This window comes from Brevibacterium sp. CFH 10365 (assembly GCF_009299785.1).
GTDB lineage: Bacteria > Actinomycetota > Actinomycetes > Actinomycetales > Brevibacteriaceae > Brevibacterium > Brevibacterium limosum.
This window is the reverse complement of the sequence record NZ_VIGO01000003.1, coordinates 440,610-465,634: the sequence shown is the minus strand read 5'-3', so window position 1 is coordinate 465,634 and position 25,025 is coordinate 440,610. Positions and strand designations below refer to the sequence as shown.

Annotated in this window: 24 protein-coding genes; 17 read left to right on the top strand and 7 right to left on the bottom strand. The window is 66.5% G+C overall.

Going from position 1 to position 25,025, the window contains the following annotated elements; translation table 11 throughout:
• The first annotated feature begins 104 nt into the window (after window positions 1-104).
• The 5 genes from FHG09_RS08180 (at window position 105) to FHG09_RS08160 (ending at window position 5,510) form a co-directional block, all read left to right on the top strand.
• On the top strand, window positions 105-839 hold the full coding sequence (locus FHG09_RS08180) for an SDR family NAD(P)-dependent oxidoreductase (RefSeq protein ID WP_152347141.1): 735 nt from the start codon (window positions 105-107) through the stop codon (window positions 837-839).
• Window positions 840-902: 63 nt separating this feature from the next.
• The gene (locus FHG09_RS08175) at window positions 903-2,060 is read left to right on the top strand and encodes an alcohol dehydrogenase family protein (RefSeq protein ID WP_152347140.1); all 1,158 of its coding nucleotides are present in this window, start codon (window positions 903-905) and stop codon (window positions 2,058-2,060) included.
• Between the two features lie 4 nt (window positions 2,061-2,064).
• Entirely contained in the window at window positions 2,065-2,526 is a 462-nt protein-coding gene (locus FHG09_RS08170; RefSeq protein ID WP_152347139.1) for a DUF3817 domain-containing protein, read from the top strand.
• A 128-nt stretch (window positions 2,527-2,654) separates the two neighbouring features.
• On the top strand, window positions 2,655-4,430 hold the full coding sequence (locus FHG09_RS08165) for a flotillin family protein (RefSeq protein ID WP_152347138.1): 1,776 nt from the start codon (window positions 2,655-2,657) through the stop codon (window positions 4,428-4,430).
• 171 nt (window positions 4,431-4,601) lie between these two features.
• The gene (locus tag FHG09_RS08160; protein ID WP_152347137.1) at window positions 4,602-5,510 is read left to right on the top strand and encodes a cation diffusion facilitator family transporter; all 909 of its coding nucleotides are present in this window, start codon (window positions 4,602-4,604) and stop codon (window positions 5,508-5,510) included.
• A 6-nt stretch (window positions 5,511-5,516) separates the two neighbouring features.
• Here FHG09_RS08160 and menC read toward each other — a convergent pair whose 3' ends face one another.
• Entirely contained in the window at window positions 5,517-6,641 is a 1,125-nt protein-coding gene (gene menC, locus FHG09_RS08155) for an o-succinylbenzoate synthase (RefSeq protein ID WP_152347136.1), read from the bottom strand.
• A 129-nt stretch (window positions 6,642-6,770) separates the two neighbouring features.
• Between menC and FHG09_RS08150 the strand changes: the two genes are divergently transcribed.
• A complete protein-coding gene (locus FHG09_RS08150) occupies window positions 6,771-7,781 on the top strand; it encodes an FkbM family methyltransferase (protein WP_152347135.1) in 1,011 nt (336 codons plus the stop codon).
• A gap of 181 nt (window positions 7,782-7,962) precedes the next feature.
• Here the strand turns inward: FHG09_RS08150 and FHG09_RS08145 are convergent, their stop codons facing one another.
• Window positions 7,963-9,135, bottom strand: coding sequence for a M20 family metallopeptidase (locus FHG09_RS08145; RefSeq protein ID WP_152347134.1), 1,173 nt, complete (start codon window positions 9,133-9,135; stop codon window positions 7,963-7,965).
• A 103-nt stretch (window positions 9,136-9,238) separates the two neighbouring features.
• Here FHG09_RS08145 and FHG09_RS08140 point away from each other — a divergent pair, with 103 nt between their 5' ends.
• Window positions 9,239-10,720, top strand: coding sequence for a glutamate-cysteine ligase family protein (locus FHG09_RS08140; RefSeq protein WP_152347133.1), 1,482 nt, complete (start codon window positions 9,239-9,241; stop codon window positions 10,718-10,720).
• 29 nt (window positions 10,721-10,749) lie between these two features.
• Here FHG09_RS08140 and FHG09_RS08135 read toward each other — a convergent pair whose 3' ends face one another.
• The gene (locus tag FHG09_RS08135) at window positions 10,750-11,055 is read right to left on the bottom strand and encodes a cupin (protein WP_152347132.1); all 306 of its coding nucleotides are present in this window, start codon (window positions 11,053-11,055) and stop codon (window positions 10,750-10,752) included.
• A 219-nt stretch (window positions 11,056-11,274) separates the two neighbouring features.
• Between FHG09_RS08135 and FHG09_RS08130 the strand changes: the two genes are divergently transcribed.
• Genes FHG09_RS08130 through FHG09_RS08120 form a run of 3 tightly spaced genes read left to right on the top strand, consistent with a single transcriptional unit; the run spans window position 11,275 to window position 14,007 of the window.
• Window positions 11,275-11,847 carry a peroxidase-related enzyme gene (locus FHG09_RS08130; RefSeq protein ID WP_227492633.1) on the top strand — a complete coding sequence of 191 codons (573 nt, stop codon included), beginning with the start codon at window positions 11,275-11,277 and terminating at the stop codon, window positions 11,845-11,847.
• A 4-nt stretch (window positions 11,848-11,851) separates the two neighbouring features.
• Window positions 11,852-13,075, top strand: a complete 1,224-nt coding sequence (locus tag FHG09_RS08125; RefSeq protein ID WP_152347130.1) for a pyridoxal phosphate-dependent aminotransferase — start codon at window positions 11,852-11,854, stop codon at window positions 13,073-13,075.
• Entirely contained in the window at window positions 13,072-14,007 is a 936-nt protein-coding gene (locus FHG09_RS08120; protein ID WP_152347129.1) for a DMT family transporter, read from the top strand. The genes FHG09_RS08125 and FHG09_RS08120 overlap by 4 nt, the downstream gene beginning before the upstream one ends.
• Window positions 14,008-14,102: 95 nt before the next feature.
• Here FHG09_RS08120 and FHG09_RS08115 read toward each other — a convergent pair whose 3' ends face one another.
• Both FHG09_RS08115 and FHG09_RS08110 read right to left on the bottom strand, forming a co-directional pair.
• On the bottom strand, window positions 14,103-14,462 hold the full coding sequence (locus FHG09_RS08115) for an ArsR/SmtB family transcription factor (RefSeq protein WP_025777104.1): 360 nt from the start codon (window positions 14,460-14,462) through the stop codon (window positions 14,103-14,105).
• Window positions 14,463-14,566: 104 nt separating this feature from the next.
• A complete protein-coding gene (locus FHG09_RS08110; RefSeq protein WP_227492632.1) occupies window positions 14,567-15,154 on the bottom strand; it encodes a peptidoglycan-binding protein in 588 nt (195 codons plus the stop codon).
• A 110-nt stretch (window positions 15,155-15,264) separates the two neighbouring features.
• Between FHG09_RS08110 and FHG09_RS08105 the strand changes: the two genes are divergently transcribed.
• The 5 genes from FHG09_RS08105 (at window position 15,265) to FHG09_RS08085 (ending at window position 19,774) form a co-directional block, all read left to right on the top strand.
• Window positions 15,265-15,522 carry a hypothetical protein gene (locus FHG09_RS08105; protein ID WP_152347128.1) on the top strand — a complete coding sequence of 86 codons (258 nt, stop codon included), beginning with the start codon at window positions 15,265-15,267 and terminating at the stop codon, window positions 15,520-15,522.
• Window positions 15,523-15,648: 126 nt separating this feature from the next.
• Window positions 15,649-16,398, top strand: coding sequence for a HEAT repeat domain-containing protein (locus tag FHG09_RS08100; protein ID WP_227492631.1), 750 nt, complete (start codon window positions 15,649-15,651; stop codon window positions 16,396-16,398).
• A gap of 187 nt (window positions 16,399-16,585) precedes the next feature.
• On the top strand, window positions 16,586-17,680 hold the full coding sequence (locus tag FHG09_RS08095; protein WP_227492630.1) for a MerR family transcriptional regulator: 1,095 nt from the start codon (window positions 16,586-16,588) through the stop codon (window positions 17,678-17,680).
• An 84-nt stretch (window positions 17,681-17,764) separates the two neighbouring features.
• The gene (locus FHG09_RS08090; protein ID WP_227492629.1) at window positions 17,765-19,198 is read left to right on the top strand and encodes an LssY C-terminal domain-containing protein; all 1,434 of its coding nucleotides are present in this window, start codon (window positions 17,765-17,767) and stop codon (window positions 19,196-19,198) included.
• Between the two features lie 90 nt (window positions 19,199-19,288).
• Window positions 19,289-19,774 carry an SRPBCC family protein gene (locus FHG09_RS08085; RefSeq protein ID WP_152347126.1) on the top strand — a complete coding sequence of 162 codons (486 nt, stop codon included), beginning with the start codon at window positions 19,289-19,291 and terminating at the stop codon, window positions 19,772-19,774.
• 42 nt (window positions 19,775-19,816) lie between these two features.
• Here FHG09_RS08085 and FHG09_RS19800 read toward each other — a convergent pair whose 3' ends face one another.
• Entirely contained in the window at window positions 19,817-20,386 is a 570-nt protein-coding gene (locus tag FHG09_RS19800; protein ID WP_193627318.1) for a MarR family winged helix-turn-helix transcriptional regulator, read from the bottom strand.
• A gap of 85 nt (window positions 20,387-20,471) precedes the next feature.
• Between FHG09_RS19800 and FHG09_RS08075 the strand changes: the two genes are divergently transcribed.
• Window positions 20,472-21,401, top strand: a complete 930-nt coding sequence (locus FHG09_RS08075) for a hypothetical protein (RefSeq protein WP_152347125.1) — start codon at window positions 20,472-20,474, stop codon at window positions 21,399-21,401.
• A 243-nt stretch (window positions 21,402-21,644) separates the two neighbouring features.
• On the opposite strand, the gene FHG09_RS08070 is transcribed toward FHG09_RS08075, so the two are convergent.
• Window positions 21,645-23,576, bottom strand: a complete 1,932-nt coding sequence (locus tag FHG09_RS08070; protein WP_152347124.1) for an acetate--CoA ligase — start codon at window positions 23,574-23,576, stop codon at window positions 21,645-21,647.
• 124 nt (window positions 23,577-23,700) lie between these two features.
• Between FHG09_RS08070 and FHG09_RS08065 the strand changes: the two genes are divergently transcribed.
• The gene (locus tag FHG09_RS08065) at window positions 23,701-25,008 is read left to right on the top strand and encodes a hypothetical protein (protein ID WP_152347123.1); all 1,308 of its coding nucleotides are present in this window, start codon (window positions 23,701-23,703) and stop codon (window positions 25,006-25,008) included.
• Window positions 25,009-25,025: the final 17 nt, after the last annotated feature.

Genomic DNA, 25,025 nt, shown 5'->3' with positions numbered 1-25,025 from the left:
CTGTCGTTTGGAGGCCCGCGCGAGATCTGAGAAACTCTGCCAGACTGAGGCCGATCGTGACAGCGAGGTGTCCCGGGGCAGGCCTCGGAGAATTGGCGGAGTCTATGAATCGGTTCGACGGCAGGACAGCTCTCGTGACCGGCGGCAGGAGCGGGATCGGGCGCGCAGTGGCTCGTCGTCTGCGGGACGAGGGAGCCCAGATCTGCACCGCGCAGCGGGGTGCAGATGAGGAGTTCCCCTCGGTCGCGGTCGATCTGTCCGATCCCGACAGCGCCGAGGCGGCGGTCGCCGAGGTGGTCGAGCGATTCGGAGCCCTCGACGTCCTCGTCAACTGTGCCGGGATGATGCAGGAGGCGAGAGTCGAGGACATGTCCGTCGAGGACTGGCAGCGCAACCTCGCAGTCAACCTCACGGGCCCCTTCCTCATGATCAGGGCAGCTCTTCCCCGCCTGCGCGAGACGCGGGGCTCCATCGTCAACGTCGGATCGATCGAGGGGCTCGGCTCCAACCCCGGGCATGCGGCCTACTCCGCTTCGAAGGCAGGGCTGCATGGGCTGACCCGTGCGGTGGCCGTCGACCACGGTGGCGAGGGAATCCGGTGCAACGCGGTCGCCCCCGGGTGGATCGACACCGACCTCAACCTCGATTTCATCGACTCCCTGTCCGACCCCGAGACCTTCAGGCGTGAGATCGGCGGGATCCACCCTGTCGGTCGGTCCGGCCGGCCCGAGGAGGTGGCCGCCGTGGTCGCCTTCCTCGCCGCAGAGGAAGCCGGCTTCATCACCGGCCAGGTCTACGCCGTGGACGGAGGACGGATGACGCAGCTCAGCCTTCCTTGAGCTCACTGTCTTCGGCCGGCCTGGCCGACCCCATCAGAAAACGCTCCGACGAAAGGATCTTCGATGACTCTGCCTTCGACGATGGCCGCTGTGCTGCTCACCGGCCATGGCGGACTCGACAAGCTCGAGTACCGCACCGACGTGCCCGTGCCCGAACCGCGTCCCGATGAGGTGCTCATCAACGTCGCAGCCGCGGGTGTCAACAACACGGACATCAATACGCGCATCGGCTGGTATTCGAAGTCCGTCAGCGGCGACACGAATACGACTGCTGCGGACGATGCGACACAGGCCGATGAGGGTGACGCGTCCTGGTCGGGTGTGCCGCTCACCTTTCCCCGCATCCAGGGTGGTGACGTCTACGGCGAGATCGTCGCAGCGGGCAGTGCCGTGGACCCGGCGCGAATCGGCGACAAGGTGATCGTGCGCAATCTCATGCGTCACTATGTCGACCGCCGTCCCTTTGAGTGCTGGACCTACGGAAGCGACTGCGACGGGGGTTTCGCGCAGTTCGCGATCGCACCGTCGAGCGAGTCCTACACCGTCCATTCCGACCTCTCGCCGGTTGAGCTCGGCTCTTTCTCGATCGCCTATTCGACGGCCGAGGGGATGCTGCATCGAGCCGGGGTCGGTGAGGAGAAGGTCGTCGTCACCGGGGCTTCCGGCGGAGTCGGCCTCGCCGCGGTCAAGCTCGCGAAGCTGCGAGGCGCCGAGGTCACGGCCGTCTGCTCCGAATCGAAGGCCGATGTGGTGCTCGCGGCGGGAGCGGACCGCGTGGTTTCACGCCATGCGGATCCGACCGCGGAGATCGGTGCGCAATCGGTCGATGTCGTCGTCGACGTCGTCGGAGGAGACGGGGTGGCGCAGCTGCTGGGTCTGCTTCGCCGTGGGGGCCGCTTTGCGATCGCGGGCGCGATCGGAGGGCCCCTGACCGAACTCGATCTGCGCACGATCTACCTCAACGACCTGTCGTTGTTCGGGTGCACATTCCAGGAGGACGAGGTCTTCGAGAATCTCATCGGATACATCAACCAGGGGAGAATCCGTCCATTGGTGTCGAAGTCCTACCCGCTGAGCGAGATCCATCGGGCACAGGAGGACTTCATCGCGAAGAAGTTCCCGGGCAAACTCGTGCTCGTACCGCCGCCGGTGGACGATTCCGCGCCCGCGAGCGCCGCCGGCATCACTCAGCACTCGTCCACCTTGAGCAGGCACAATTGAGACCGTGACTCCCAAACGCTTCTTCACATTCTTCGCCATCGCTGAGACCATCACGTGGACTCTGCTGCTGATCGGCATGTTCCTCAAGTACGTCACCCACACCACCGAGGTGGGCGTGCGCATCGGCGGAGGCATCCACGGATTCATCTTCATCTGCTTCGTCATCGCCGTCGTCGGCGTCGGCACTTCGCAGCAGTGGAGCAAGCGCCGCATCGCCACCGGGCTGGGATCGGCGATCATCCCCTACGCCACCATCCCCTTCGAGCGCTCGGTCGAGAAGACCGGATCCCTCGAGGGCGACTGGGGGCTGGGCCGCAACGGCCGCACCCCGCAGGGCTGGTTCGAGAAGCTCACCTCCTGGTGCATCCGCTCACCCTGGCTGGCCATCGGTCTGGGGATCATCTTCGTCATCCTCGTCTTCTCGGGGCTGCTGCTGGCAGGTCCTCCCGGCGACTGGGGCAAGTGAACCTGGGGGCAGCCTCGGCGGGGCCGATCTCTATGCCGGTTCGGTGAGCTCGCATAGGATGAACACGACAGGGCCGGTGCTGCGCGCCGGTCGACCGTGCACCAGCTCAAACGATGAAAGGCCCACTGATGGACCTGCTCTTCGGCGTCGGAGGAATCGGCGTCCTCGTTGTCATCATCCTGATCGCGCTGCTCGTGATCCTGCGCTCCTACAAGATCGCCTCGCCGTCGGAGGCGCTCATCATCACAGGCCGGAATGCCTCCGGGGCGTCGGGGACGGGGCGCATCGTCATCGGCGGGCGCTCGGTCGTCTACCCGATCGTGCAGAAGGCCTTCATCCTCTCGCTGTCCTCGCGGCAGATCTCCGTCGAGATCGACGGCATCTCCATCAACGGCATCGCGCTGCGTCTGCGCGGAGTCGCCCAGGTCAAGGTCGGCGGCACCGAGGATGACGTGCGCAAGGCCGCGCAGCGCTTCCTCGACCAGCAGGATCAGATCGACCACTACTCGAAGGAGATCCTCTCCGGCACCCTGCGCGCCGTGGTCGGCACGCTCACCGTCGAGCAGATCATCCAGGACCGCGCTTCCTTCGCCGCTCAGGTGCAGGAGGAATCCGCGCACTCGATGAACAACCAGGGCCTCATCATCGACACGTTCCAGATCTCGGCCGTCGAGGACGAAGGCAGCTACCTGCGCGACTGGGGCCGCCCGCAGGCCGCCGAGGTGGCCAAGAACGCCGCCATCGCCGAGGCGAACGCCGGCCGTGCATCGGCCGTCGAGGAAGCCCAGCAGAACGAGGAGACCCAGAAGCAGCAGGCGCTGACCGATCAGGCCATCGCCGAACAGCAGCAGCAGCTGGCTCTGCGACGGGCCGCCCTGAAGGAAGAGGCCGATCAGCGGCAGGCTTCCGCGGACAACGCCGGCCCTCTGGCCGCTGCGGCCGAGAAGCAGAAGCTGCTCGAGAAGGACCGCGTCGTGGCCAAGGAAGCCGCGGAGCTGCGTGCCGAGCAGCTCGATGCCGAGGTCAGGCGTCCTGCCGACGCCGAACGCTACCGGCAGCAGGCCTCCGCCGATGCGCGGGCGTATGAGATCGAGGCGCAGGGCCGGGCCGAGGCGGCCGCCGACCTGCACCGTCGGTCGAAAGACGCCGAAGCGATCCGGCTCGAGGGTGAAGCCGAAGCCGATGCGATCAGGGCGCGCGGCGAGGCCGAAGCCGAAGCGCTGCGCGCACAGGCCGAGGCCTACAAGCAGTTCAACGATGCGGCCGTGCTGTCGAAGGTGCTTGAGGTGCTGCCGACCGTGGCCGGAGAGCTGGTGGCGCCGTACGCGAACATCAAGGACCTCTCGATCGTGTCCACCGATGGTGAGTCGAAGCTCGCGAACTCCGTGTCGAACAACCTCTCCCAGGTCCTCGAAGTGGTGCGCGGAACGACCGGAGTCGACCTCACCGACCTCGTGGCCAAGGCGAAGGGCGCCGGGGGAGCCGATTCGGCCGGGCCGAGCGGGTCCGGAGGGTCGGACGGACCTGGAGGGTCCGGTGGATCCGACAGTGGGGGACCGACCGGTTCGTCTTCTGCGGGGGAGAAGCCGGACGACGTCGTCGACGGGATCGTCGCAGACGGCATGTCTGCCGGACCGGGTGCGAACCGCGCCGGCTTCGACCCGAAGGCCTTCCTCGATGACAGCGGTGTCGACCTCGATCGGATCGGCGATGAGGTGAAGAAGGCCACCGGCTTCGATGTGCAGGCCTATATCGACGAGGCGAAGCGCCGACTCGACGAGCGTGGTGCCGGCACGGCCGGGACGGACGCGGATCCGGGCTCAGGCGAAGACGGGCGCTCGGCCGCCGGCGATGAACCGGGCGACGATCAGGACGGCGACGGCAGTAAGGGCTCCCAGGGCTGACCTTGACGCGCAGGCTCGGAGGCAACGGCCACACACAGCGGGCATCGATCGGAGACATCGGTCGGTGTCCGCTGGCGTCGGAGGCCTCTCTCTGCTGGTGAGCAGAGTCACTTCAGGGGCTATATATAAAAAAATGTGCATATGTTAATATTTTGAGTCGAGGAGGCAGATATGGCTCATGATCATGCGCATGGTTCAGGCTCGCGGCGGCAACTGAGGATCGTCTTCGGCATCGTTGCGGCGATCTTCGTCTTCCAGCTCATCGGCTCCGTCGTCACGGGCAGTCTTGCGCTGCTCATCGACACCGGCCACAATGCCGTCGACCTCATCGGCATCGGCATCGCGCTCTTCGCCGCGACACTGGTCAACAAGCCGACGGGTGGGCAGAAGACTTGGGGATTCCGCCGGGCAGAAGTGCTCGCGGCCGGAGCCCAGGCGACTCTGCTGCTGGGTCTCGGCGTCTACAGCCTCATCGAAGGCATTCGTCGATTCTTCGTCCCGCCGGAGGTGCCCGGTCCGGGGCTGCTGATCTTCGGGGCCATCGGCCTCGTGGGCAATCTCGTCTCCATCGTCATCCTCAGCTCGTCGAAGGAAGACTCACTCAACCTCAAGGCGGCGTTCCTCGAGGTCATCGCCGATGCTCTCGGCTCTGTGGCCGTGATCCTCGCAGCTTTGGCGATCTGGCTCTTCGGTTGGGACCGTGCCGACGCGGTGGCCGCCCTGGTCATCGCGGCGCTCATCGTTCCCAGGGCGTTCGCGATTCTGCGCGAGACCGGGTCGATCCTGCTCGAAGCGGCACCGAAGGAGCTCGACCTGGACAAGGTCCGCGAGCATCTCGAGGCGGTCGAGCATGTGCAGGAGGTCCACGATCTCCACGTCACCCGCATCGACTCGAACCTGCCGGTTCTCACCGCACACGTGGTCCTCGCCGATGAGTGCTTCTACGACGGACACGCCCCGCGGATCCTCAAGGCTCTGCAGGAATGCCTGACCGAGCACCACAAGATCGCGATCGAGCACTCGACCTTCCAATTCGACCGAGCAGAGGACGCCGCCGAGGAGATTCACACCCACGACTGACGCGGGTCACTGCCCGGGCAGGATCTCCACTGAATCGGTGCGGAAGCGTTCGAGCTTCCCCGGGTCGATCGAGACGCCGAAACCGACGCCGGTGGGCACATCGACCTTGCCGTCGTACATGACGATCTCCTCGGTGATGTCCTCGTGGAAGAACCGGTTCGATCCGGAGATGTCGCCGGGCAGGGTGAAGCCCGGCAGTGATGCCAGCGCCGCGTTCGCCGCCCGTCCCAGGCCGGTTTCGACCATTCCGCCGTGCCAGACGGCGACGCCGTGGGCAGCGGCCAGATCATGGATCTTCTTCGCCTCGATGAAACCGCCGACACGTCCGGGCTTGATGTTGATCACCGAGGTGGCTCCCAGCATGATCGCATCGGCTGCCGCCTCGGCGGAGACGATCGACTCGTCCAGACACATCGGGGTGTCCATGAGCTTGGCGAGCTCGGCGTGCTGGCGGATATCGGCCTCGCCGAGAGGCTGTTCGATGAGCAGGAGACCATAGTCGTCGAGGCGGCGCAGGTGTGCGGCATCGACGAGGGTGTAGGCGGCGTTCGCGTCGACCTGGAAGCCGAAATCGTCGCCGAAGGCCTTGCGCACGGCGGCCACCGGGGCGATGTCCTTGCCCGGCTTGATCTTCAGCTTGATCCGGGCGTACCCCTCGTCGAGGTAGCCGCCGATGACCTTCACTGTCTCCTCGACGGAATCCTGGATGCCCACCGACACGCCTGAGGGCACGGAGTCGACGACTCCGCCCAAATAGTCCTTGAACGACTGGTTGTGCATCTTCAGCTGAGCCTCGATGACGGCCATCTCCAGCGCCGACTTCGCCATCGGGTGGCCGATGACGTGACGCAGGTGCCACGAGACCGTCTCCGCGCTGAGGTCGTCGACCTCGAAGAGCAGCGGAGCCAGCCAACGGCGAGTGACATCGATCCCGGCAGCCACGTACTCGGCCGAGTACAGTGGAGAGATCATCGCTACGGACTCACCCCACCCGGTGATCTCGCCCTGCGGGGTGTCGAACACGGCCTCGACGAGGTAGCAGTCCTTCTCGGTCTCCTTCATGAACGATGTCTCGAAAGGAGTGACCAGCGGGATCGAAACCTGATGGAGAGTGACTGATTTCAGCTTCATGAGTCTGGCTCCTTCTGCGCAGTGCGGCGGATGCTTCCTTCTCCTCAGCTTAGGCCAGAACCCTGGAGCGGCGGCTCGACTGTTGATAGTGTGAACAAAAGTCTTCCTGTCAGCAAGGGGGCCACCGTCGTGAACGATCAGCTGCGCACATTCGCCGCGCGCAGACAGTCCTGGTTCGGTCTCAAGCTGCCGGTCAAAACCGCTCTCGCACAACCGGCGCTCCACCTTCTGCTGCGAACGATCGCGCCCCGGATCAGAGGACTGAGGATCGGCCGCCTGCCCGCACCGATCGAACTCACCGAAATCCGCGGAAGGGCGGGCGGAGCGGAGTTCGTCCTCGTCGAACCCTTCCGCTGCGAAATCGCCAAGGAGTTCTACTGGGGGAAAGGCCGACGCACCGAACCCGAAGACGCGTTCGCCCTCGACCTCATGGTCGCGCTCAGCGCCGACGCCGACGTCTTCCTCGACATCGGCGCCTACACCGGGGTCTTCACCATGGCCGTCCTGGCCGCGAATGAGGAGGCGCACGCCCACGTCTTCGAGATCATCCCCGCGGTGGTCGCGGGCGTGGAGAAGAACATCGATCGCAACGGCTTCAACAGACGCGTCACCGTCCACCCGACCGGAGTGGGCAGCCCCGACACCTGGATGAAAGTGCCTATCGGGGACGGGGGATCCGCGCTGCCCTCGTTCTACTCCTCAGATATGCAGTTCGACTCCGACGCCGAGGTGCGCTTCACCTCCCTCGACGCCCTCCTGCCCGAGGTGCTGGCCGAGGTGTCGGGGCGTGACACGCAGCCGCAGCCAGGGGAGGGCCTCCCCGCTGCCTCAGGTCGAGGCGAGGCGCCGCGTGTGACGGTGAAGATCGACGTCGAAGGCGGGGAGAACGTCGTCTTCGCCCACGGGCAGGAATTCCTCGCCGCAGTCCACCCGGACATTCTGTGCGAAGTGCTCGAGGACCGCGCGAATCCACGAGAACTCATGGGCCACCTCGGCGAGCACGGCTACCACTTCTACCTCGTCGGCGAAGATCGGCTGTATGCGCGGACGACGATCCGGCCCGATGCGCACCTGCGTGACTGGCTGTTCACGCTCAGATCACCCGACGAGATGCGGGCAGCCGGCTATCCGGTCGGCTAGCTGCCGAGCGCGACCGCGGCTGCCGCCGATCAAGTGGGTTCAGAATGCACAGATTCGGCTCGAATCTGGCAATCTGAACCCACTTAACTGGTGAAGTCCCTGGCCCCGGCGACGTGGGCGCACAGACCGGCGCTGGAACCGCCACCGGCTGCCCCGTCGACTGAGCAGCCGGCGCGGGCCCTCAGCTCTGCAGCTGGTCGGCGATGAGGGCGGCCAGCAGAGCGGTGCGCGGAGCGATCTCGTCGATGACGGCGTGCTCGTGTTCGGCATGCGCCCCATCGCCGACGGCGCCCAGGCCGTCGAGAGTGGCGATGCCGTCGCCGGCGGTGAAGTTCCCGTCAGAGGCACCGCCTACGGACACTCCCTGCGGTGCGGGCAGCCCGAGCTCACCCGCAAGAGCGGTCGCCCGGTCGAAGAGCCCAGCCGACTGCTCCCGTTCGAACGGGGGCCGGTTGATCCCGCCGAGGACCTCCATCGTCGAGCCCGCCACCTGCGGGTTCACGGTCAGCTCACGGATCTGCGCATCCACGCGTTCGAGTTCGGCCGCAGTGCGGGCGCGCACATCGATGTCCACCCGGGCTTCGGCCGGAACGGTGTTCGACGTCGTGCCCGCGCTGATCACGGTCGGCACCACCGTCGTCCCGGCCTCCGCGTCGGCGAGGTCGGCCACCAGCGGCAGGGTGAGGGCCAGGGCCATGCCCGCGTTGATCCCCTTCTCCGGTTCGAGCCCGGCGTGCGAGGCCTTGCCGGTGAACCTGAGGACGTAGTTGCTCGTGCCCTTGCGCTCGAGTTTGAGCGCGCCGCCGGCGCTCGCCTCCATGACGAACACGGCTTTGGCAGCGGCGGCCTCGGCGCGGATGAGATCCGACGAGGACAGCGAGCCGATCTCCTCATCGCCGGTGACGAGGATCGACAGGCCGTCCAGTCCGCCCTCGCCGAGGTGGTCGGCCACCATCGCGGTCGCGTGCACGCTCATGATCGCCCCGGTGAGCATGTCGAAGCTGCCGGGACCGCGGAGGATGCCGTCCTCGGTGGAGAAGGGGAGACGCTCGAGTGTGCCGTGCGGCCACACGGTGTCCTGATGGTTGAGCAGGACGACGCGGGCGGGACCGGTGCCGAAGCGCAGGCGCAGGTGGGCGGTGCTGTCGATGTCGAGCAGCTCCGCCTCTGCGCCGAGGCGGTCCCTCAGGAGCGCGGCGAAGTCCCGTGCCCCGGCGGCCACGGCCGTCGTGTCGTGTGAGGGGGTCTCGATGGAGATGACCCGTTCGATGTCGGCGAGCATGTCGGGCAGGCGTCTCCTCGCCTGTTCGACGAAGTCAGCGGGCTGGGACGCAGGTGATGTGGTCGAAGTCATAGGGTGAGTCTACGGAAGGCCGATTGTCGGCGTCGGGGGTGTCCGGATGGCGCAGCGGACGGCGGTCGCGCACAGACCCGGCCGTCTGTGGTTTGCTAGTCCTATGGGTGAGGCAGTCAGCTCGAAGCGGTACACGCCGGAGGAACGCACACTGTATCGGGAGAAGCTCGCGGAGAATCTCGAGCTCTTCGATACCTACCTTCGTCATGCGGATTTCAAATCGGCGGGCACGATCGGCCTCGAACTCGAGCTCAACCTCGTCGGCGAGGGCAATCAGCCGAGCCTGCGCAACAAGGAGGTGCTCGCCCGACTCGACGACGACTATCAGTCCGAGATCGGCGCCTTCAACCTCGAACTCAACCATCCGGTGCTCCAGGTGGCCGGACGCGGGCTGAAGACCCTCGAAGCCGGTGTCGCCGACCGCTTGGAGAAAGCGCAGAAGGCCGCCGAGGAGGAGGGCCTCAAGGTGGTGTCGATCGGCACGCTGCCGACCCTGACCACCGAGTTCCTCACCGACGAGAAGTGGATGACCGAGGAGAACCGCTATGAGGCGCTGAGCAACTCGGTCATCGATGCCCGCGGCGAGTATGTCCGCATCGAGCTCGGCCGTGAAGAGCGGTACAAGGCGGAGTTCGCCGATATCGCCCCGGAGTCCTCCTGCACGTCGATGCAGCTGCACCTGCAGGTGGCGCCGAACCGGTTCGCCGATGCGTGGAACGCCTCGCAGGCGATCGCCGGGGCGCAGGTGGCGATGGCGGCGAACTCGCCGCTGTTCGTCGGCCGCAAGCTGTGGCACGAATCCCGGATCCCGATCTTCGCGCAGTCCATCGACACGCGTACACCCGAACTGGTCAACCAGGGTGTGCGGCCCCGCGTGTGGTTCGGCGAACGGTGGATCACCAGCGTCTTCGACCTCTTCGAGGAGAACGTCCGCTACTTCCCGCCGCTGCTGCCTGAGATCAAGGACTTCGTCGAATTCCGCGCCGCCGACGCCCCGAAGCTCTTCGAACTCAACCTGCACAACGGCACCGTCTGGCGCTGGAACCGGCCCATCTACAACTCCGGGGACGGCGGCGCGCACATCCGTGTCGAGAACCGGCTGCTGCCGGCCGGGCCGACTCCGGTCGACATGGTCGCCGACGCCGCCTTCTACTACGGGCTGGCCGAGTTCCTCGTCGGAGAGAACCGCCCCGTGTGGTCGCGGATGTCATTCGCCGAGGCGGAGGAGAACTTCAATGCCTGCGCCAAGGACGGGATCGAGGCGCGAGTGACGTGGCCGAAGATCGGACGCATCGGCGTGGCCGACCTCGTCACCGATGTGCTCGCGCCTCAGGCCAGGCGGGGGCTCTCACGACTGAACATCGACAAGGACGTCATCGACGAATTCATGTCGATCATCGAAGGCCGGGCGGAGAGCCGCGTCAACGGCGCGACCTGGCAGCTGCGGGCACTCGAGAGCCTCGCTCCCGGCAGCCGACAGGACTCCCCCGAACGCGCCGAGGGCATCGAGGCGATGCTGGACGCCTACCTTGCGAACCAGGCGACCGGGAAACCCGTCCACACGTGGGAGATCCCCACCCGCTGACCTATTCTCTGAGATCGACGGCAGCAGTCTCAGAGGCGTTCGATCTCGACGAAGACTACGTCGGCGCTGCCTCCGGGGTTCGAGACCTCGTGCTCGGACCCTGCCGGACGTGTGTAGGAGACCCCGGCTTCGAGTTCGGCACGGATCTCGGTGCCGTCGGAATTGCGCACGAGCATCGTGTCGGTGACCATCGGCACGACGACGTACTCGTAGTCATGCTTGTGCATCGGGATTACGCCGTCGGAGCGGATCGTCCACTTCGTCACTCGGAAGACTCCGTTGTCGAGCTGGACCTCGCCGGTCGAACCGGTGTCTGCTGCATTGTCTGCGGTCATGGTGATCTCCTTCGATGCATGTGCGGATGCCTTAGCGGACCTGACGCCCTCACTGTATCGCCCTCGAAGCGCTGCGCACACCGCGCGCATCGCCCCGCACCAGCCACTCAGGCACGAACCGTCCTGGCGCGCACCGCTCAGGCGCTGCCCGCAACCGACCCCAGCCCCACCGTGAACGGGCTCGACCCGAACCGATCCACCCGGGCTAGCATGAGGGGTATGCGATACCCACTTGCTGACATCGACGACGTCGACGATGACATCCGCACCCAGATCCTCGAGGTGGCTGAGAAGTCGGGCTTCGTGCCCAACGTCTTCCTCGCCCTGGCCCGCCGCCCTGCCGAATTCCGCGCCTTCTTCGCCTACTATGACGCGCTGATGGAGAAGGAGACCGGGAACCTGACCAAGGCCGATCGGGAGATGATCGTCGTGGCCACCTCGGCGATCAATCACTGTCTCTACTGCGTCGTCGCCCACGGGGCGATGCTGCGGATCTTCCAGAAGGACGCCCTCATCGCCGACGTCGTCGCCACGAACTACCGACAGGCCGATATCAGCCCACATCAGATGGCCATGCTCGACTTCGCCGTCAAGGTCTGCGAGGAACCGTGGGCAGTCGACGACGCCGACCACACCACGCTCGCCGAACACGGATTCGACGACGAGGACGCCTGGGACATCGCCGCGATCACGGGCTTCTTCGGTCTGTCCAACCGCATGGCCCACATCTCCGGCATGCTCCCGAACCCGGAGTTCTACACCCTCGGCCGCCTCCCGCGTGAAAAGAAGTGAACCGATGACCTCATCCATCCCCGCCGAGGCGGCCCCCACCGCGACTGCCCCCGCCGCCTCCGCCCGTTCGAGACTCGTCAAGCCGTTCGCGGCGATGGGCATCGTCGCCACGGTCGGGCAGATGCAGCGCGCCGGCCGCGACACCATCGCCATGTGCCTGGGCGAACCGACTCAGGGCGCGCCCAGCCCCGTACTGTCCCGCGCCGCCGAGGTCGCTCGCGACGGCACGGGACTCGGATACTCGCCGATCTTCGGCATTCCCGAACTGCGCGAGGCCATCGCCTCCCACTACCGCGACTGGTACGGTCTCGACATCGCACCCGAACGCATCGCCGTGACCACCGGATCCTCGGGCGCCTTCCAGACGACCTTCCTCACCTGCTTCGACGTCGGCGATCGGGTGGCCCTGGCTCGGCCCGGCTACGGTGCGTACAAGAACATCCTCGCCGCATTGGGCTGCGACGTCGTCGAACTCGACTGCGGCGCCGACGAAGGGTTCCAACCCAGCGTCGACCTGCTGGCCGCAGCCCACGCGGAGGCTCCGCTCAAGGGACTCATGCTGGCCTCCCCGGCGAACCCGACGGGCACGATGATCGGCCCCGAAGCCCTCGGCGAACTCGTCGACTGGTGTCGAGACAACGGGGTGCAGGTGATCTCCGACGAGATCTACCACGGCATCAGCTATATCGGCACCCGCGGCGAGTGCGCGCTCGCCCACGACGACTCAGCGATCGTCATCTCCTCGTTCTCCAAATACTGGGGCATGACCGGATGGCGACTCGGCTGGGCGATCCTGCCCGAAGCGCTCGTCGCCCCTGCGCAGAACGTCACGGGCAACCTGTCGCTGTGCGCCCCGGTGCCGGCACAGTACGCGGCGGTCGCGGCTTTCACGGATCAGTCCTATGCCGAATGCGAGGCAGCTGTGGCCTCCTTCGCCGGCGCCCGCGACCATGTGCTGGGCGCTCGCGCCGACCTGGACTTCGGCGAGATGGCCCCACCCGACGGCGCCTTCTACATGTACGCCCGCGTCGACGACATCCTCGACCGCGCGAGGCTCGACACCGCCGGCCAGTGGTGTGAGCAGGTGCTCGAGGCCACCGGCGTCGCGCTCGCTCCCGGTGATGACTTCGATTCCGTCGACGGCCCCCGCTCGGTGCGCCTGTCGCTGGCTGTCGGAGCCGACCGGACGGCCGAGGCCATCGACCGCATCCTCGACTTCATGGGATGAGCTCTCAGGAGACGCGGGCGGGAGGGCCGCCTCCTGCGCCGAAGGCCCTGCCGGTGCTCGGCGTCATCCTGGCCGCGGTCCTGCTCGGATCGGCCGGTCTGTTCGTCATCCTCGCCGAGGCGACCGCCCCCACCGCCGCCTTCCTGCGGTGTTGGATCGCCGTCGTCGTGCTCGCGCCGCTGGCCGTGCTCGAGCTGCGCCGGCACGGACGGTTCCCGCCGAAGGCGATCCTCATCGCCGCGGTCTCCGGCGGGGCGCTGGGGATCGACTATGTGCTGTGGGCCCAGAGCGTCCTCGACGCCGGTCTGGGTGTGTCCACGGTGCTCATCAGCGTTCAGGTGATCGTCTTCCCGGCACTGGTCTGGGCATTCGGCGGTTCCCGGCCCGGGTGGCTGTTCATCGGCTGCGTGCCGATCATGATCATCGGCATGCTGCTGACCGGGGGAGTGCTCGGCGCCGACGACACGGCGTCGAACCCGACGCGGGGAGCGATCTTCGGAGTGCTGTCCGGTGTGCTCTACGGCGTGTACATCTTCGGCATCCACCACAGCCGGAAGGTCGCCGGAGACTTCGTCGTCGCCCCGGTCCAGGTGGGCACGATCGCGGCCGGGGTGATGACCGCGGTGGCCGGGCTGACCCTCGGCGGGCTCGACTTCGACCTCGGCTGGGACGGGTGGGGATGGATGATCGCCCTGGCCGTCTGCGGCCAAGCGCTGTCATGGGTGCTGCTGAGCATCTCGAGCCCGCTGGTTCCCGTGCCGATGACCGCGGCGCTCATGCTGCTGCAGCCGCTCTCGGCGGTGGTGCTCGGATCCCTCATCGCCGGGGAGCAGCTGCAGACCGGGCAGTGGATCGGTGCCGTGCTCGTGGCTCTGATCGTGTGGGTCGTCGGCGGGGGCCCGGAGGCGCTGACGCGTCGTCGAAGACAGTAGCGCTGGACCAGCCCCGGCACCGCGGGCCACCGCGGTGAATCGGGCAGCGGTGGGCCGCCTCGGCGAGGAAATCGGGGCCAGCGCCCGGGATGGGCTCAGTGTTCGTGGGCCTCGATCGTGTGGGCGATGGCGTCGACGATGATGTGGGCGACGTGATCGTCCTTGAGCGAATAGTAGGCTTCGCGGCCGATCCGATTGACACCGACGAGGTGGAGTCCGCGGAGGAACTTCAAGTGCTGGGACACCAGGGGCTGGGACAGTCCGGTCGCCTCGACGATGTGCGTGACCGTGGCCTCACCGTGGGTGAGGACGAGCAGCATCTTCAGCCGGGAGGGGGTGGCGAGTGCCTTGAAGAGGTCGGCGGTCTCGGTGATGGCTTCGAGATGGTCCTCGGGGTTGAGCAGGAGCTGCTCGACCTCGTCATTGACGGGAACGGAATCGGGAATGGAAGCCATGAGTGCAGATTACCGGACAACCGGCGTGGTCATGCGATATCAGACACCGTGAGGCGGCCGCGTCTGCCGTTGCGTCTGTCGGGGGAGTCCGGTGGCTCAGCGCCTCAGTCGAGGGCTTCGACGTCGGCCTGCGAGCCGAGGAGGTCATCGGCCAAGGTCTCCCACTGCCCGTAGGCGTCGGGAAGCGCCGACCGCTGCACGGACTGTGCGGCTTCGGTCGGGGACATCGCATCCCAGCCCTCGATCTGGTCGAGGCCCGGGTTCTCGACCTCGGGGTTGATTCCGTAGAAGGCCTTGGCCGCGTAGACGGGGTCGGTGAGCTGATGCGGTTCGCCCCATCCCTGCGAAGGGCGCTGCTGGAACAGGCCGACCGAATCGCGGTCGCCGGAATCCAGATTGCGCAGCGAGGACTCCTGCAGAGCCGTCATGAGGGCGATGCGGATCGCATGGTCGCCGAAGTCGCCTCCGCGGCCGACGCCGATGATGAGTCGAGCATTGTCGATCTGCTGTTCGCTGAGCTGATTGACCGAAGCCATCTGCATCTGCCTGATCTTCGTGGAGCCGAATGAGACGGGTGAATTGATGATGATGACGGCGCCCACGATCAGCGCCATCACTGCTGCCCCGAGCCCGATCAGGGCACCAGTGAGCACGGACCGGCGGCCCTTGCGTGATGATGTCAGACGAGGCATGAATATAACGATAATGCAACAAACTTAAGAGCGCATGGGACCATGCCGAGGTTTTTGTCACAGCAAGGTCACGGTGGAGTGGGATGAGCGCCGCACATTAGGCTTGGTCCATGGTGAGAATCGTTCGGCGCAATAACCGCCCGCCCCTGATGACCTGCCTCATCGTGGTCTTCGCATTCGCTGCCGTCGGCATCATGATCATCGCCGGCATCGTCATCGCCCTCGTCTTCGTCTCCGCGGACTCGTCAGGCTCATCGCCGACCGGGGGCTCCTCGTCGGTCGGGTCGTCCTCATCGAGCGCCGACGCCGACGGCGGATCTGGAGTCACCACCTCCCCGGCCGGCGGAGGCTGGTCGAGCGGAGGCTGAAGCTCGTCCGTGACATCGATCGTGTCCATACGCGGCTCCGCTCTCGAGGTGGGATGGATCGAGTCTCTTCCGCTTGACCTTGACACGATGTCAAGGTCTTCACTGGGTGACAAGGAGGTGGAGATCATGACGAATCCACTCAACAGCCACCAGGCTCGCGAACCGGAACTCCTGCGCGAGACAGACAGCAGGAACGACACCAGCGACCGCATGCTTGACGCGCTGAGCGCGTCGAATCCGCAGCGGCGCCTGCAGGCGGCGATGGCGATCGGCACACGTGCCGAGCCCAGGGACCTCGACGTGCTCATCGCCCGGTGCCGAGTCGAACCGGACTTCTTCGTCCGCGACATGCTCACCTGGGCGCTGACCCGTCTGCCCGCCGATGTCACCGTCGACCCTCTCATCGCCGAACTCGACTCGACCCTGCCGCAGGCGATCGGCCAATCCCTGCACACCCTGTCGAAGATCGGCGACGTCCGCGCCTGGCCGCCCATGGACCCGGCCCGGATCGGCACGGCCCTCATCGCTCATTCCGACGCCGAGGCGGCCCGCAGTGCGTGGAGAGCCGCCGTTGCCCTGGTGCCCGGTGAGAGTCGTGAAGAATTGGCATCGGCCCTGGTGACACAGTTGGGTCGCGGAGAAGTGGAGATGCAGAAGAGCCTCAGCCGGGCGATCGTGGCCCTCGGTGAGGATCTCGTGTCAGTGGTCGATGAGAGGCTTCACGCAGAGGACGACACAGTGCGGGCTCACGCCATGGCGACCCGGGGCATGTTCGATGACCCGGATGCCGGCTTCGCCCACGCCTTGGACGCAGCCAAGCGTGTGGTCGCACTGGGGTCCGAGACCACGGTCCAGATCGGCACAGGGAAGGTCTGATCGTGCGTGCGCCGGCGGGCGGGGCAAGCCCGCCGACACACGGCCGCGGTTTCGGACCCCTTCCTCCGGCGCATGGGTCCAGTACCTGTGCGAAGTCCGCCTGCGACCCCTAAGCGAAGTCCGAAAGGGCCCAGACCCCGAAGAGTTTCTGGCCGGCTCTCCCGGCGGGAGGTGACTGCGGCATAGAGTGGCTGACAGCAGAGAAGAGGTGGCAATGCTCATCGGCGAAGTGGCTCGGCGCTCCGGCGTGAGCGCACGCATGCTGCGCCACTACGAATCACTTGGGCTAGTGGCACCCAGCCAGCGGACGCATGGCGGCTACCGCGAGTATTCCGATGCCGATATCGGCCGCATCTTCCATATCGAGGGGCTGCGGAGACTCGGCATGTCCCTGACCGAAGTCGGTTCGGTACTGTCCGATGCGGACTTCGACCCGGGCCGCGTGCTCGGAGACCTCATCGACCAGGTTCGAGCTCGGATCGCGGCAGAACAACGTCTGCTCGACCACCTCCAGTCCGTCGCCCGACTCGGCCGAGCCGATGGTGAATCGCTCCTGTACACCATCGACCTCATGCGCTCCCTCGAATCCGAGGACGTCATCCAACGGCACAAAGCCGCACTCGGCAGCGGAGTCGACGGAGGAATGCCGATCGAGACTCTGGTGCAAGCGGTTCTGCACGAATCTGTGCTCAACGCGGCAGGAGCAATGCGATGGGCGCTCGCCCAGGCCGGCGCGAAGGCCGTGCCTCATGTGGTGAAGGGCATGGAGGACGAATCTGCCCTGGTGCGCCGCAACGCTCTGCTCGCCCTCGATGAGATCCGCCGAACCACCCCGGATGAGAAGGTCGGCTCTCACGTACGGTCGATGATCCGGCAGGCGCTGCGTCGCGGCCTCGACGATGCCGATCCCGACATCCGCAGCAGCGCCGCGCTCACCCTCGGCCACTCCGGCGATGCGAAGGCCGTGCCCATGCTGCTCGACATGGCCATGAACGGGCCGAAGGACATCGAAGCGGCAGAGACTCTCGCCGCCTTCGTCGCGACTGGATCGCCCGCCGACATCGGCGACCAGATCGTCACCGAGCTGCGCCGGAACGCAGACTCCGGCGATACGACGATACGGTTCCGGGTGCTCCAGGTCCTCGTCGAAACCCCCGGGGAGTGCAGCGATGACTTCATCGCCGAACTCAGCGGAGACGACAGTCCGGAACTCGCGGCCACCGCGCTCGCCGCCCTCGACCGCCGCCGTCGGGAACAGCCGCCGCACAGGGGGCGAACCTGACCGCCTCCGGTCGGGCCGCCTCGGTGAGGGGAGGCAGGGAATCCTCATTCCAAGCGCTGGATGCGTTTGGCTAAACTGGCGCCCATGACTGTGAGCGGTGGGCAGAAACGGCGGCTGAGGCAGCCGTTCGTCTATCGGCGACACCACTTCACACCCACCGGGGTGCTCGACTACCTGTTCTTCCTCTTCGCCGGTGCGGCCTCGACCTGGCTGGCGCTGCTGATTCTGCTCAAAGGGTTCAGCCTCGGCTGGTGGCAGGTGCTGACGCTGCTCGTCTTCTGGGGAGTCGTGTCCTATCTCGCCCTGCCCAGACTGCATCGCATCCTGACCCAGATCTATGTGCCGAACTACTTCATCGGTCGCACCCGCACCTCCGACGGTCTGCTCGGTGATCCGGTCAACCTCGCCTGGCGCGGCGAGGAAGCGCAGATCCACCACGCGATGCGGGAGGCCGGGTGGATCCTCGCCGACAGCATCACACCCGCATCGACGTGGGAGATCATCCGGTCGACGGTGACGAAGCGCAGCTACCCGCAGGCTCCGGTGTCCCCGCTGCTGCTGTTCGGCAGACGCCAGGACTTCGCCTACCAGCAGGAGATCGACGGCGATCCGGGGCAGCGTCACCACGTGCGGTTCTGGAAATGCCCGCACGGATGGCTGCTGCCCGGCGGACACCAAGCCGATTGGCTGGCCGCGGGAACCTACGACAAAGCCGTCGGCATCTCCCTGTTCACTCTCCAGTTCACCCACAAGATCGAAGAGAACACCGACGTCGAACGCGACCACATCGTCGCCACCGTCACCGGCGTCGACGAAGCGATCTCGGTCGATCGGATCACGGACTTCTCCACCGGATACCACTCCCGCAACGGCGGCGGCGATTCGATCATCACCGATGGGCACCTGCCGATCGTCGACGTCGCCGAGGTGGTCGCGGACGACGCCGACCGCCCCGAACGCCTGGAGCTGGCCCTCGACGCCACTCGCATCTACTCCGAATCGCGAACCGTGTCCGAGGTGACGAAGACACTGTGGCGGCGGCGTCCGCTGCAGACCGTCGTCGGGGCGGCGCTCGTGCTCGTCCTCCTGATCTTCCAGGCATGGGATGTGATCAGTATGCTCCTCGACTGGAACGGACTGCGGACCGAAGTCGTCGGTTACAGCTCGGATATCGCCTCCCTCAGCGACGACACGGCCACGCGCATCGTCGCGGGTGTGCTCATCGGGGTCAGCCTCATCATCGGGTGTCTGCAGGTCATCGCCTCGGCGTCGGTGTTCCGCGGCAGCAACCGGGCCAGGCTGTGGATCCTCACTCTCTCGACGATCTCCGTGATCGTGTCGATGACGAACTACTTCACGGGGGACCGCGGCCTGGCGACGAACATGTATGCGCTGATGACGATCGCCATGCAGGTGGCGGTGCTGCTGGCGCTGTCGAGCGACTCATCTCGGATGTTCACCCGCTTCAGTACCGCCGCACTCCGCGCAGAACGGCAGGACCGAGCGCTCGAGGACTGATGCGGCGGACCCGTGTATTCTGACCGTGTCCGATCCACTCCGCACTCCAGCTCGGCGCCGAGGCTGGAACACTCACGAAGGCAGGACTCCATGACCGACCAGACCCCCGATGCTTCCGCTTTCGATGCGATCGACCCGGTTCTCAAAGTCGTCACCGCCGAGATCGAAATCTCAGCTCCCGCCGAGGCGGTGTTCGAACTCATCGCCGATCCGCAGCGGCAACCGGAGTGGGACGGCAATGACAACCTCGGCTCGGCCGTCGAGGGACAGCGAATGCATGGGACCGGCGGGTCGTTCATCACGACCCTGACCAAGGGCGTCGACCGGGAGAACCACATCGTCGACTTCGAAGAGGGGCGGCGCATCGCGTGGAAGCCCTCCGAGGTCGGAGGAGAGCCGTTCGGGCAGAAGTGGGTGTGGGAGATCGAACCGGTCGGGGACGATTCGGTCCTGGTTCGTCATATCTATGACTGGACCGAGCTGCGCGACCCGCAGCGCCTGTCTCGGGCGCAGTCGACGACGGCGGCGAATCTGCTCGCCTCACTCAAAAGGCTCAAACAGCTCGCCGAGAGCTGAGCCGCAGCCGGGGCCCCACCGTCGAAGAGCCGATCGGCCGGGTCACTTCGGCCAGGCGTCGGCCAGGCGCGTGAGCAGTGAGGCCAGCTGCGCCCGCTCGTCCTCTGTGAATGTGCTCAGCGCCTCATCGACGTTCTCACGCTGAGCGCCGCGGAACCTGTTGGTGATCGCACGCCCCTTGTCCGTCAAGGCGATGAGGGTCCGCCGGGCATCATCCGGGTCGGCCTCGCGACGCAGAAAACCGAGCTCGACGCCTTGGGACACAAGTCGGGACGCGCGCGGCTGGTCGACGCCGATGGCATCGCCGAGCGCGCTGACCCCCAGCGCCGTGCCTGCCTGGACGAGGGAGATGAGCAGGCGGATGAGAGCACGCCCGCGACCGTGAGCGGCGAACGGTCCGCCGGGATGACGCTTGCCGCCGAAGGGGAAGCCCTCCGGGTGCCGACCGCCTCCGAAGCCTCCGCGTTCGCCGAAGCCCCCGCGCTCACCGGGGCCGCCGTGCTCACCGAAACCCCCGAAAGGTCCGAAACTCCGGGGGCCGCCGGGCCCGCGCCGCCACTGCAGGCGGGTGAGCGCCTCGGCGATCGCCTGAATGTCATCGTTCGTGCTCATGATTCGATTTTACATGTTACTTGACATGCAAACGAATTGCATGTCATTCTGCATGTACATGTCAGATGACAACTAAGGAGATGACATGACTGCCAACAATGACTTCAACGATGACCATGACGACTTCACTGCCCCATCCGCCGGCGCGGCAGGTGCGGACAACCAGGAGGACTCACTGAACACTGACGACAACACCGGCACAGGCGATGCCTCGCGCCTCGACGCCGATCGCGATCACGGCGCGGGAGCGGATCAGGCCGATGCGACGGAGAACGACACAGCTGCAGGCGGAGAGCCCACGAGCGACGCCGACGCCCGCGGCGGCAAGGACGATGACTCCGATGCCGATCTGCCGCAGCTGCTGCGCGAGTTCAGCCACGTGCTGCGCCGCGAATTCCGCTCAGCCGCCGCCGACTCCGGCTTCGACCCTCGCGATTTCGGACGCATGCGGCGAGGACGTCGCCGCTGGGACGCCGATGACGTGGTCGCCGACGGCGCCGCCTACCCGGACGAACCGGTGACCTACGGCCCGCCGCGCGGCCGGGGCGGATGGGGGCCGTCGAAGAACATCGACCCCGAGGAGCTGCGCCGGCGCTTCCGCGATATGCGCGACGGAGTCGGCGACCGCATCGAAGAGGTGCTCACCTCCGAGGAGTTCGAGAACCTCAAGGCCTCGCTGTCGAAGATCGTCGAGAACTTCGGCCCCGAACGCTGCGGAGACGACTCGGACCGGCACGACGGGCCGCACGAGCACTCTCACGATCATGACCATGCGGGCCCTGACCGCCACGAGGCTCACGGGCCACACGGAGGGCGCGGCGACCGTGACGGACGCCGCGGGGGAGGCCGCGGACGACGCGGCTTCGGCCCGAACTTCGGTCCCGGCTTCGGTCCTGGCCGACGAGGATTCGACCCCTTCGGCTGGGCCGATGAGCGCCGCAGCCGCGAACAGGAGGTCCAAGAGGCCTTCGAGCGCGGATTCGCCGCAGGCTTCGACCAGGGACGCAGCTCATAGCCGAATCGGCCGGGCCGACTGCTGTCCTCGCAGGGCGCGGCTCCGACCATCGGTGAACGCGATGCCGACCCGCACATCCGCGCTGTCCATCAACAGAACGGCACCGTGAAACATCGACGCGATCCGGCCGAACCTCCAGTTTCGACCGGATCGCGTCTGCGCGCGGAGACCTCCCGCAGGGTGGCGGTTCCGCGGCTGTCGCGGCTGCTGAGACAACGGCTGGGTGCCGGAGCCTCGGTGCGCTCAGCTGCGGGAGAGCACCGCCCCGAGGTCATCGAGCACAGCGCGATCTTCGATCGTCGACGGCACAGCCGGGTCGTCGACGCCATCGGCTATCTGCCGCATCGTCTTGCGCAGGATCTTGCCCGACCGCGTCTTCGGCAGACCCGCGACGATGTCGACGCGTCTGAACGCGGCGACCGGCCCGATCTCCTTGCGCACGAGCGCCACGAGTTCGTCGATGACGGTGTCCGGGTCGGTCCCCTCAGCGGAGTCCCCGAGCACGACGAGGGCACGCGGGATCTGTCCTTTCATGTCATCGTGGACGCCGATGACGGCGGCCTCGGCCACGGCCGGGTGGGAGGCGACGACCGCCTCGATGATGCCGGTGGACAGGCGGTGACCGGCGACGTTGATGACATCGTCGGTGCGACCCATGACGAAGACGTAGCCGTCCTCATCGAGGTACCCGGAGTCGCCGGTGAGGTAATAGCCGTCGAAGGCGGCGAGGTAGGAGGAGATGAACCGTTCGTCATCGCCCCACACCGTGGCCATCGTGCCCGGTGGCAGCGGCAGCCTGATGACGATGAGTCCTTCCTCTCCGGCAGGAACGGGCCGACCGCTGGGGTCGACGACCTCGACGTGGAAGCCGGGAGTCGGTTTCGTCGAGGATCCCGCCTTGAGGGGGAACCGGGTCAGACCCAAGGGATTGGCAGTGATCGGCCAGCCGGTCTCCGTCTGCCACCAATTGTCGACGACGGGGATGTCGCGCCCGGTCGCTTCGGCGAGGATCTTCGTCGTCCAGTCGTAGGTGTCGGGGTCGAGCCGTTCTCCGGCGAGGAATTCCGCACGCAGGCTCGAGAGATCGTACTTCTTCATCAACTCGCCGTTCGGGTCCTCCTTGCGCACGACGCGCATGGCCGTCGGGGCGGTGAAGTGGACGTTGACCTTGTGCTCTTCGATGGCGCGGAAGAACGCACCCGCGTCCGGGGTGCCCACGGGCTTGCCCTCATAGAGCACCGAGGTGACGCCGGCCAGCAGCGGCGCGTAGATGATGTACGTGTGCCCGACGACCCACCCGACGTCGGAGGCGGTGAACATCGTGTCTCCCGGGTTGAGGCCGAAGACCGTCGGCATCGAGAAGGCCCCGGCCACCGCATATCCGCCGGAATCGCGGACGATCCCCTTCGGCTTGCCGGTGGTGCCCGAGGTGTAGAGGACGTAGAGCTCGTCGGTGGCCTTCACGGTCACCGGGTCGATGCCTTCGGGGGTCTGGCCGAGCAGTTCGGCGTAGTCGAAGTCGTTCTCGCCGAGTTCGCAGCGATGTTCGTCGCGTTGGACGATGACGGTGAAGTCCGGTCTGTTCTCCGCGATGTCGATGGCCTCATCGAGCATCGGCTTGTATTCGAGGACTCGGCTCTTCTCGACCCCGCAGGAGGTCGAGATGACGGCCTTCGGGGCGGTGTCGTCGATGCGCACGGCCAGCTCGTTCGGGGCGAAGCCGCCGAAGACGACGGAGTGGATCGCGCCGAGGCGGGCGCAGGCGAGCATGGCCACTGCCGCCTCGGGGATCATCGGCATGTAGATGACGACGCGGTCGCCCTTGGCCACTCCCTTGTCCGACAGGGCGCGGGCGAAGCGGGAGACCTCGTCGAGCAGTTCGGAGTACGTGATCGAGCGGACGGTGTCGGTCACCGGCGAATCGTAGATGAGCGCGGCCTGATCGCCGCGGCCGTTCGCAACATGCCGGTCGATCGCGTTGTAGCAGACGTTGAGCTCGCCGTCGGGGAACCAACGGTAGATCGGCGCATTCGAATCGTCGACTGCTTTCGTCGGTTCGGTGACCCAGTCGATGTGTTTCCGGGCCTGCTCGAGCCAGAACCCTTCGGGGTCCTCGGCGATGCGGGTCACGACGTCTTCGTAGTCGGCTGCGTGGTTTTCGGTGGTGGTGTCCATGATCCCATTGTGACTCATGGCACAGTCTCGTGCCGAGGTGGGGGCACATCCTCGGTGGAGTGGGGCCGGCACGAAAGTGGACCCGTTTCCCTGCACTCGGACCAGGAGAAGGCACAATGGGGATATGAGATTCCTGGTTGCACTGATCCTCGGCCTGGCCGTCATGTTCGGCCTCAACGCCGTCTTCGACTTCTTCGCGATGGCGCGACCGTGGGGTTCGATCCTCATGGGTGTCATCGTCGGACTGACCATGCTCATCGTTCTGCTCATCTGGGAGGTCGTGCGCCCGACCCACCCGAAGGGCGAATCGGCGAAGGCCAAGCAGAAGGCGCAGAAGAGCGAAGACGAGCGGGCCCGTGCCCGTGCCGAACGGCGTGCCCGACTGGCCGCCGAGGCGGGAGTGAGCCTCGAAGGCATCGACGGCGCCCTGCCGGGATCGACCGCTCAGTCCGCTGAGGGCGAGCCCTCCTCCGCTGAGACGACCGCCGAGGCCGAGCCCCCTGAGGCGGCTTCCTCCGAGGGGGAGCCCGCTGAGGCGGTTGCCTCTGAGGGTGGGCTTTCCGAAGGTGAACCCGCCAAGGGCGAGCCTTCCGGGGGCCAGTCTTCCGACAGGAAGGACTCGGCTGAGACCGCGGCGACGACGGATTCTGAAGCCGTTGGGCAAGCCTCGGGGCTGGAAGAATCTGCCGAGTCGGAAGCGACCGAGGATGCGGAATCCGCTCAGGGGAAAGCTCCTGAGACAGACGCGACCGAGGATGCGGCCGAGGATGCGACCGAGGATGCGGCCGAGCAGAACGGGGACACGGAATCATCCCTGGAAGCGGACGGAACCGAAGGCGACGACACATCGCAGGGCCCGGGGCAGACCGCCGAGGCAGTGCAGCCCAACGCAGCGCAGCCCGACCCGGCGAAGTCCGCCCAGTCGGCGGAGCCCGAAAGTGCTGGAGCTGTCGAAGGCGAAACCTCCACGACCGATGAGAAGCCGGCCGCGCCGACATCGGAATCGTCCGAACTGCCACCGCCTCCGCCAATGCCGCCGTCGTTGCCTGCCCGGCCCACCTCCGCCCCGCAGGCCGGTGCCGCTGAGGCGAGGACCGACGACGTCACAGCGGTGCCGTCGCCGAACAAGGGCGAGGCCCGAGACTCCGGGTCCGCTTCGGCGTCCGACCAGGGACTCGAAGAAGCGGCAGACGATCCGGCGACGCTCGACCCGGAGGAATTCGACGAATCCGCCAGCGGCTCCTCGCTCGAGGCGCCGCCGACCGGGGAACCCGGAATGTCGGCAGACGCGCTCGCCGGCAAGCTGCCGGAAGAGGGCGACGAGTCCGCAGACTCGGCAGAAGAAGCGCCTGTTGATGACGAAGCCGAGGACGCTCAGGCCCCTGAACGCAAGGGTCCCTCAGCGGAGGAGAACAACCAGTACCGGCTCTGAGTCAGCGCCGATTCGGC